At 34.8% G+C, this 7,532-nt stretch carries 21 protein-coding genes; all 21 read right to left on the bottom strand.

Annotated elements, in window-relative coordinates:
• Window positions 1–731: 731 nt before the first annotated feature.
• Window positions 732–875 (bottom strand): hypothetical protein, encoded by a 144-nt coding sequence (locus ABH961_RS28730; protein ID WP_404520569.1) that lies wholly within the window; start codon window positions 873–875, stop codon window positions 732–734.
• 27 nt (window positions 876–902) lie between these two features.
• The gene (locus ABH961_RS28725) at window positions 903–1,058 is read right to left on the bottom strand and encodes a hypothetical protein (protein WP_154696890.1); all 156 of its coding nucleotides are present in this window, start codon (window positions 1,056–1,058) and stop codon (window positions 903–905) included.
• 17 nt (window positions 1,059–1,075) lie between these two features.
• Entirely contained in the window at window positions 1,076–1,462 is a 387-nt protein-coding gene (locus ABH961_RS28720; RefSeq protein ID WP_404520567.1) for an ArpU family phage packaging/lysis transcriptional regulator, read from the bottom strand.
• Window positions 1,463–1,599: 137 nt separating this feature from the next.
• Complete coding sequence (locus tag ABH961_RS28715) at window positions 1,600–1,755, bottom strand: hypothetical protein (protein WP_170958574.1); 156 nt, start codon at window positions 1,753–1,755, stop codon at window positions 1,600–1,602.
• Between the two features lie 46 nt (window positions 1,756–1,801).
• Entirely contained in the window at window positions 1,802–2,227 is a 426-nt protein-coding gene (locus ABH961_RS28710; RefSeq protein WP_404520565.1) for a DUF1064 domain-containing protein, read from the bottom strand.
• Between the two features lie 16 nt (window positions 2,228–2,243).
• Complete coding sequence (locus tag ABH961_RS28705; RefSeq protein ID WP_404520563.1) at window positions 2,244–2,417, bottom strand: hypothetical protein; 174 nt, start codon at window positions 2,415–2,417, stop codon at window positions 2,244–2,246.
• A gap of 17 nt (window positions 2,418–2,434) precedes the next feature.
• Window positions 2,435–2,764 carry a permease gene (locus ABH961_RS28700; protein ID WP_404520561.1) on the bottom strand — a complete coding sequence of 110 codons (330 nt, stop codon included), beginning with the start codon at window positions 2,762–2,764 and terminating at the stop codon, window positions 2,435–2,437.
• A gap of 26 nt (window positions 2,765–2,790) precedes the next feature.
• Window positions 2,791–3,018, bottom strand: coding sequence for a hypothetical protein (locus ABH961_RS28695; protein WP_404520559.1), 228 nt, complete (start codon window positions 3,016–3,018; stop codon window positions 2,791–2,793).
• 13 nt (window positions 3,019–3,031) lie between these two features.
• Window positions 3,032–3,172 carry a hypothetical protein gene (locus ABH961_RS28690; protein ID WP_404520558.1) on the bottom strand — a complete coding sequence of 47 codons (141 nt, stop codon included), beginning with the start codon at window positions 3,170–3,172 and terminating at the stop codon, window positions 3,032–3,034.
• A gap of 86 nt (window positions 3,173–3,258) precedes the next feature.
• Window positions 3,259–3,450, bottom strand: a complete 192-nt coding sequence (locus ABH961_RS28685) for a hypothetical protein (RefSeq protein ID WP_404520556.1) — start codon at window positions 3,448–3,450, stop codon at window positions 3,259–3,261.
• Between the two features lie 37 nt (window positions 3,451–3,487).
• Entirely contained in the window at window positions 3,488–3,685 is a 198-nt protein-coding gene (locus tag ABH961_RS28680; protein ID WP_404520554.1) for a hypothetical protein, read from the bottom strand.
• 26 nt (window positions 3,686–3,711) lie between these two features.
• Entirely contained in the window at window positions 3,712–3,972 is a 261-nt protein-coding gene (locus tag ABH961_RS28675) for a hypothetical protein (RefSeq protein WP_404520552.1), read from the bottom strand.
• A gap of 428 nt (window positions 3,973–4,400) precedes the next feature.
• Window positions 4,401–4,670 carry a hypothetical protein gene (locus ABH961_RS28670; protein ID WP_404520550.1) on the bottom strand — a complete coding sequence of 90 codons (270 nt, stop codon included), beginning with the start codon at window positions 4,668–4,670 and terminating at the stop codon, window positions 4,401–4,403.
• Between the two features lie 117 nt (window positions 4,671–4,787).
• Window positions 4,788–5,180: a hypothetical protein gene (locus ABH961_RS28665; protein ID WP_404520548.1), complete on the bottom strand. Its 393-nt coding sequence runs from the start codon at window positions 5,178–5,180 to the stop codon at window positions 4,788–4,790.
• Window positions 5,181–5,396 carry a hypothetical protein gene (locus ABH961_RS28660; RefSeq protein WP_016084731.1) on the bottom strand — a complete coding sequence of 72 codons (216 nt, stop codon included), beginning with the start codon at window positions 5,394–5,396 and terminating at the stop codon, window positions 5,181–5,183.
• A gap of 52 nt (window positions 5,397–5,448) precedes the next feature.
• Entirely contained in the window at window positions 5,449–5,829 is a 381-nt protein-coding gene (locus tag ABH961_RS28655) for a hypothetical protein (protein ID WP_404520546.1), read from the bottom strand.
• A 15-nt stretch (window positions 5,830–5,844) separates the two neighbouring features.
• Complete coding sequence (locus ABH961_RS28650; protein WP_072190986.1) at window positions 5,845–6,054, bottom strand: hypothetical protein; 210 nt, start codon at window positions 6,052–6,054, stop codon at window positions 5,845–5,847.
• A gap of 334 nt (window positions 6,055–6,388) precedes the next feature.
• Window positions 6,389–6,673: a hypothetical protein gene (locus ABH961_RS28645; RefSeq protein ID WP_404520544.1), complete on the bottom strand. Its 285-nt coding sequence runs from the start codon at window positions 6,671–6,673 to the stop codon at window positions 6,389–6,391.
• A gap of 38 nt (window positions 6,674–6,711) precedes the next feature.
• Window positions 6,712–7,221 (bottom strand): dUTP diphosphatase, encoded by a 510-nt coding sequence (locus tag ABH961_RS28640; RefSeq protein WP_404520543.1) that lies wholly within the window; start codon window positions 7,219–7,221, stop codon window positions 6,712–6,714.
• A gap of 13 nt (window positions 7,222–7,234) precedes the next feature.
• Window positions 7,235–7,402, bottom strand: coding sequence for a hypothetical protein (locus ABH961_RS28635; protein ID WP_179864961.1), 168 nt, complete (start codon window positions 7,400–7,402; stop codon window positions 7,235–7,237).
• Complete coding sequence (locus tag ABH961_RS28630) at window positions 7,368–7,490, bottom strand: hypothetical protein (RefSeq protein ID WP_404520541.1); 123 nt, start codon at window positions 7,488–7,490, stop codon at window positions 7,368–7,370. The genes ABH961_RS28635 and ABH961_RS28630 overlap by 35 nt, the downstream gene beginning before the upstream one ends.
• Window positions 7,491–7,532: the final 42 nt, after the last annotated feature.

Genomic DNA, 7,532 nt, shown 5'->3' with positions numbered 1-7,532 from the left:
CAAATCCCTCCCCATTTCATTATACAAAATAAAAAGCCATCACCGAAGTGACAGCTTTCTTTCAAGGGGATGGGAGAAACATTCACGAAAGGGGAATTTCGAAATGAATCAATTTAAGGCTGAGTACTCTCAACCTTCTCCAAGCCACCGCATCATGTAATTTTTTAGCTCTTATTAGCTACGCGCTTTACGTTCGGTGGCTTGGAGAAGAATAAGAATCTTCTCGTTTATGCTCCGTGGAGCTTGTTATATTTCTTCCCGTGACAGATGAAATATTAACGTGATCTTATAAAGGTTTTTTAATTTTTATCAAGACGTATATGTTTCTTCCGACGCCTTGTTTGAAGTAGCACATGCATTAGACGGAAGTGGCCATTCCGTTGTACTACCTCAAACAAAGAGTGGAACTCTTTGCCCTCGTTTTGGTCATTAATAAGAATCGTGAGTAATTACTAATGTACGAGATCACGTATACTGTTTTAGATTTTTAGAACGGCATTCATTCAATCATGAAAACCATCCCCATTCTTAGAAATCAACATAACAGGAATATTGAATTTTATATCAATATTCAATACAGAAGGTGGATTCTGTACTGATCGATTGATACAAATTAGAAACAGCATGACGAATGCGAGTTATCTCACACCCGCCACACTGGAATATGTCATTGTTATACATTCATTGGTCTTTTCGTCTTAACGCGGGTTCTTACCGCCTTGCCCGCCCTACTATGCGGTATACGTTACCGTGACATTCTCGCATAAGAACGTTTCACTAATAGGTGTACTAATCCTCTTCGATATGCGGTTGTCAAAGGGCTGTCCAAAGCTCATTAACGAGCTTGTAAGATAATGATACGGCGATTCCAACATCTAGATATCCTCCTCTTTCTCACTACTTTATCGGCTATTTATCGACGTTTTTTCTTCTTTTGAAGTCTTCATCAAGCAAAATAATATAACTAATGACCACCAACTATTCGTTAAAGTGAAAATGTATCCCGCTAAGGACAATACACCTAAATTCATTAACAGTGTCGCTGTATATTTGTTCATAATCATCTTCCTCTCTTCTATATAATCCGTAATGCAGTAGCAATTGCCATAATTGCATTTTTCTTTTGAAAGTAAAACCAATCATTCTGCAACATCATCTGCGCCTTAACATTCTTATCACTTACCCAACCTGTATTCTTAAGGTATTTACGCTCTATAATGTCCCTCTGTTCAATATCTAACGAATGTTCTAATGCTCTCTTGATCTGTTTGTACTTATAATCATTAAACTTCCTTGTATCACGTATTTCGGGAAACAGTTGGATACTTTCATTAATACATTCCTCTTGATTCTTCATACGGACTTCTAGAGCCTTATAATTGAATAACTCTTTTGCAACTATCTTCTGTATCTGTTTGTACTCCTCGTTCGTTATTTCTGGAAATAATGCTAATTGCTCCATCTGGAATCCCCCTATTTCGAATTTTGGTTTTTACATTCACATTAGGTACGTGAAATTTTACTAACTCTTTGTTGAATAAGGGAACGATGACTACAATACAGCCCCCACCACACTGTTAGTCATGGTTCCACTATCCATTAAGCTGAAACTCTTTTCTTTATAGCTGCTACCTTCTTATCTTCATCATGAATTCTCCATCCATCATTAAAATGGTCTATTAACTCCTGATACTTAAATACATCGGATATCGTAACGTACTGATTATCTCCAAACCCTGGTTCTTTTCGAAACAACATATATTCTCGTGTACCTTCGTACCTTTTTATGACACTCACCCCTTTATGATCTTGTCCATTCACCTAACTCCTTGTCCCATATCACAACGATTAACTCCTGTTTATTTAAGTACTCCCACAACTTCTTACGTATCGGGAATGCTTCATTAATAGCCTTCTTACTTCCTTTCACGTCCACAATCTCCACACGCCCGTCTGAGTACGTTACTTTAAAGTCTGGTGTAAACTTCATAGCTGACTTTTTCGACTTACCTGACTTCGTTATACTGCTTTTAATCGTGAATGTTGGGATTAGTTCATATTTGGGATGAACATCTATTTTCAAGACGTCACCCCTTGTTTTTAGATACTTATAATAGTCACATTCTGTTTTACTATCGAAAGTTATACCATCATATATAACTTCTTTACTTCTAATCTTGGGTTTCGTTGCTTTCTTTCGTTTCTGCTGTTTTCTTTTCCTAATCAACTAATATCCTCACTTCCTATTCCATTTTTTCTTTGCACTCTTCAAGAAAATCAATAACTTCCTGAACATGCTCCTTTGTTGTCATACTCTCCATTACGTATCCTTCATCGTTGTAAACATTGACCTTACTCCCCGTAAACTCCATTCCACACATTCCGTCTGCGCCCAATAGCTTTACGTTTCCTTCCATTCTTTTAACCTCGCTTTCTATTCCTCAACGTAATACTTTCTCATCCAATAAACGCATAGTACGATTGACACTATATCCCAAAGTGAGCCCGCGTAATCTTGTAATAGAAACTGATTAGCAACTTCTAATCCATTTCCAAGAGCTGTCACCGTGAATAATATCGCTGCCCACTTTTTTACCTGTCCATCCCTTACCACTAATACAATAGCTATTAAAAAAGTCGCACTTCCTAATCCTTCAACTACACTCCACCATTTCTGCTGTATTGCTGCTATAATTGACAATCCCACATTAAGCGCTATAAATAATGAAAATAAATGTTTATAAATCTTGTTATCGGCTAACATATTTGTCTCACTTTCTATTAAAAGGATTATTTTGTTTGAATCTTTTCTAAAGTAACTATTTCTCTCCAGTTAACCCATGCTGCAAAATCACATTTTTCACCATCCATTTCAAAAAACGTTGCAAATATAGATGTAGAGTCAATCGCTTTAACTGTACACTTATATTTCACTAATCCTTCATCTTCATCAGAAGTGGTGATTTCATATATCCCTTCTTTTTCGAATTGGTTTAAAACCATATCTTTTACTTTCATTTCCCTCTACCCCCTACATTTTTTCAATCTGTTCATTTGTTTCTTCAATTGATTCCAACCATTGCTTAATGATTTCTTCTTCCGTTGCTCCTGATTTATTAACCACTAATTTTATATGTTCATCTAATTTCCTATATAAATCATACTTATCCATTTCTATTCCTCCCCTGAATAAAACTCAATATTCCGTCAATACTGTAGACACATGGTTATCTTTCTCCGTTTTCCTTGGGTGAGCAGTTAGCTTTTGCTAGCTGCTCTTTTATATTCCTTGTGTATATCAGCTAACGCATGAAATGTATTATTTTGAATGAGCCTTAAAACATCAAACGCTTCATGCGGCGTTAAACCTTCCTCCTCAACTAATCTTGCTAAACCTGTGATAATTAACTGTTGTCCGAAACTATCTTGATTAAATTCAACTTTCCCCATGTTTCACCCTCATTTCCTACAAAATGAAATTTTTATACTAATTACTTTCATCTCTCATAATCCAATTCAATTTCATAATTATCTGGTCCAAAATCCCTAATTGTTTATTAACACCATCACGATATTCCTCACTATGAACTCTTGAAAAGCCATTCTGGATTCGTTTTAAACCTGATTTTCTCCGTTCTAAATCAGTTATAAGCTGTTTAACTTCTTCAGATTTCAAACTGCACATCCTTTTCTACAAAATAGCGTTTTTGTTTAAATTAACTCTTTTATTTTTCCGTATAAGACATCTTTAGAATTAACTTTTATTTCTCCACCATAAGCTTGGAATAATAAATCAATTGATTTTTCTTTCGCGAGTTCTCCTATACGTGGAATATCAATGGATAAGTCATCGTGTAGACGACGAATATCAGATTCAGATAGATCAATACGAAACTCTATTGGCTCTCCGGCTTTTAGATATAACGTAATCTTGTAACCTTTATATCGGAATAAGCTGCTTATTACTGTCACCCCTTTTCGATTAAAATAACGCTTTTGTTTAGTTTTATATTCTTTTCACAATTTTTCATTTCGCTTTCTAATAAGATTTTCTACATTTCCTCAAAACTAATCATACAATCCATATCGTCATACCTATTGATAATTACATCACTATAACCTTCAACATTTTCACTAGTAAACTTATTTATGTTAAAGATCAGTCTATGTTCTTCATTGATTACAACTTCCCCGTCTATGAAAATATTGTCAAACAGTTCACTACATAATAGAACTTCTGTTACTTCACAATCTGTTTCGAAATAGCAATAAACCTCATTAGCGATCTGATGCAAAATTCTATGTGATAGTTTCATATTCCCATTCACCTCCATTGAATCAATTATTTAGTACAAAAAAATACCGTGCTGCATTAACTAAACAGTACGGTATAACAGAAATTATAAAGTTATATTTGCTAAAATCTTTGCAAGGTTTTCTTTAATCCACTCTTCAGCTTTTAATTTGCATTCAGCTTCACTTTCACCTTCGATATATTCACCTTTCGGCAATTCCGCAATTACTTTGTCACCTAAATAAATATGAGGTCTTGCTGTATGGTCTGCCCAATATCTCGTGCTTACACCAAGTACATGGAAATCTAAATCCTGTTTCCCTGCGCAATCTGGTGTCCAAACTGCATTCTCGAATTTAATGTCATTAATTTTCAAATATATCACCTTCCCATATTTCATTATAATCAATGATATATCACCTAACAAAAATATTCTATATACCGTACTATTCAGTTGTCATAGATCGTTTTTTACTACAAAATTCAAATTTAATTAAATGATTTCCTTGTCAGAACCTAAGCCTTCAAATTTTGCTTTCAATCGTTCATAAGTTAATCTTTCTTGCTCTTCTTGTCTTTTTTTACTCTCTTCTTGCTGTTTTTGTAGCTCTAAGCGTTTGCGATCCTCATATTCTTGGATTTCTTCTTGAGAAATGATACCTTTTTCATGTAATGTCTTTCTTAACCAGTCATACTTTAATATGTAATCTTTTGCTCTATAGTCATTGTAAATGCAAATTTCACTACCATCACAATCAGAACACTGATTTACTACAAAGATTCCTTTATCCTTTGTGACAATCGTAATAGCACTAGCAAACTGTGCCATGTGCGTGAAAACTATTTCTTTTCCAATTAAGTCTTCTTCTTTGGAGATAAAATACATTTAATTTCTTCCTTTCCACTTCTTATGTTTTTCTGAAATTAATTCAATTACGTTTCTTATTGTTAATGGCAGCCACCCAACTATTATTAATAAAGCAAACACTGGATATAAGAGAAACCCTCCCCAGCGATCTGTACATACAGACCAAATCCATAATGCGGCACCGATTAGCAAATATGCAATTATTCCATAGACTATCCATTCTGTAGTTGTCATTTAAAGATTCTCCTTCTTTTATTTCTATGTAATTTCAAAAGCTAAGAGCCTTCTAATCAATGCCATGCTTTTTATTGAATAATAAATCTTCATTATAATCGTCTACCATTTTTTGTTGTGTTAATGATAATTCACTATAATGTTCTTTTAACCACTTTTCTTGCTTATCAGTTCTACCTAGGTAGGATATAAATATATAATCCATATTTGGTTGGGGTCCCCACTTCGGGATGCCCATCGGTATCCAAAGTAGCTCTTTTAGTACCTCTTCTTCATGTACTACGGTTCCTTGTTCAAATCCAATTCTTGCTCGTTCTTTTCTTAATTTTTCATTGGATCTCACTTGTTCGACTGCTAGTTGCATATGTCCTCCATACTCACAGGGATGGAATATTCCATCTGGAGATAACCAGCCCGTTAATCCGTGTCCCACTGCTTCACCTCATTTTTATAATTCTGATGCACCTTTTAAAATCTTCCACTTCATTCTAAAGAAATCACCATTTAACCGAACCACTTCTTCACTTAGTTCCCAAACCAATACTTCATTATCAATACAGCATATTGAATCATATCTAAAATCCAAGCACTCTGCTTTATCCCCTTCTTTTATTTCATCTAACATTTGACCAAATGATAAACCTTCAGGATTGTTCATTTTTCCCATTCTCCTTTATTTTGTTATCTACTTTTTCCACTAAGCCTGTCATTAGGCCTATAATCCAGCCTAGTAAAAATATAAAAGTATATCCCACTGCATCACCTGCTTCTCCTAAAAATAATACTTTTGTTTAGTTTCCAGTAATCTTATCGAACAATTTAATAGCAAATCCTATAGGAAGTAAAACGAACGTACACATAAACATCCCAATTAGAAAATACCCGATATTCTCATAGTTTTTTCTCTGGTAAAAATCACGTACTTTTAGATTGACCATCACTTGTACCCCATTTCTTAAAAAAATCAAATTGCAATACAATAACGCTTTTGTTTAGTTTTTTTCAGAGTTCTCAATTTCTAATTCACCAGTTCCACCGCAAGTTTCGCATTCCCAAAAGGCCATATCTCCCCAATCAAGACCAACGCCTTTTCCTTCACATGAATAACATTTTTCTAATTCAACTGATTCAAACTTATTTATTTTTTCTTGTGCTTTTTCAACGCACTCTACAATTCCATCGTAATAACTTTCTTCAACCAAAAGGACTTTACCGACACCTTCAACATTCATCTTCTCCCAAAGTGATTTATCTTCTTTAATATCATTTAATTTCATTTCCATTCCCCATTTCTTAATAAAATTCAAATTTGGTCTTAATACCCGTTATCCTGGCGTTGGTGGTTCACTTCATTCTTTTTCATGTATGCAGCGTGTATTTGATCGGGTTCAAATCCTAATAACCTGCCCAATTCTAGAAAGTCCTCAAATAAATTCATATATTCTTTAGCAACCGCGCCAAACATACCACCCTTCATAACTCTTTGTATCTGCAATGTACCGAATAACACCTGTTGAAACTGTCTTTCTATCGTGTTCCCTCGTCGATACGGATTAACCAATTTAGGCAGTTCATGTACATAACCCATTTCCTTTAGGTCCAATCCTGTCTCTAGCACAAAATGTAATCCGTCCACATATTCCTCTAATAATGTATCCTTCGGTTGTTGGTTTTCGCTCCAATATTTAAAACCGCGCCAATCATTAGCACACTCCATAAACTCAACCAACATTGCTAACATCATTTTTGAAAACTTATCTTCACCTTTGTATCCGATATGTTGTTTTAACCCTGCTTGTACCTCGAATAATTTAGTTAATTCCATTCCATCCCACTCCTTATAAGTAACTTTTCAATTTCTCTTTCTGTTTCTTCAACACTTCCAAAGAGAGCGTCGTCTTCCGCTTCTCGTTATTCAATCCCACCAAGTGATATTCCATCTTACGAATCTCGCTCTCGACTACTTGAAGTTCACTTTGCACCTGCACCGCAGTTTCTTTTTTCATTACTTACCTCCCGTTCTGTCTCTTGCTTTTTATAAAACTCCTTAATTGCTTCTTCCCAATACGTGTAATTGCAACTTGTTACAACCATTACTTCTTTTCTCCCTTCGCTTCTGCTAATAGTTTAGTAATT

Origin of the sequence: Bacillus sp. RC251 (assembly GCF_044908765.1) — a bacterium.
GTDB classification, from domain to species: Bacteria; Bacillota; Bacilli; order Bacillales; family Bacillaceae_G; genus Bacillus_A; species Bacillus_A wiedmannii.
This window is presented reverse-complemented; position numbering and strand designations above follow the sequence as displayed.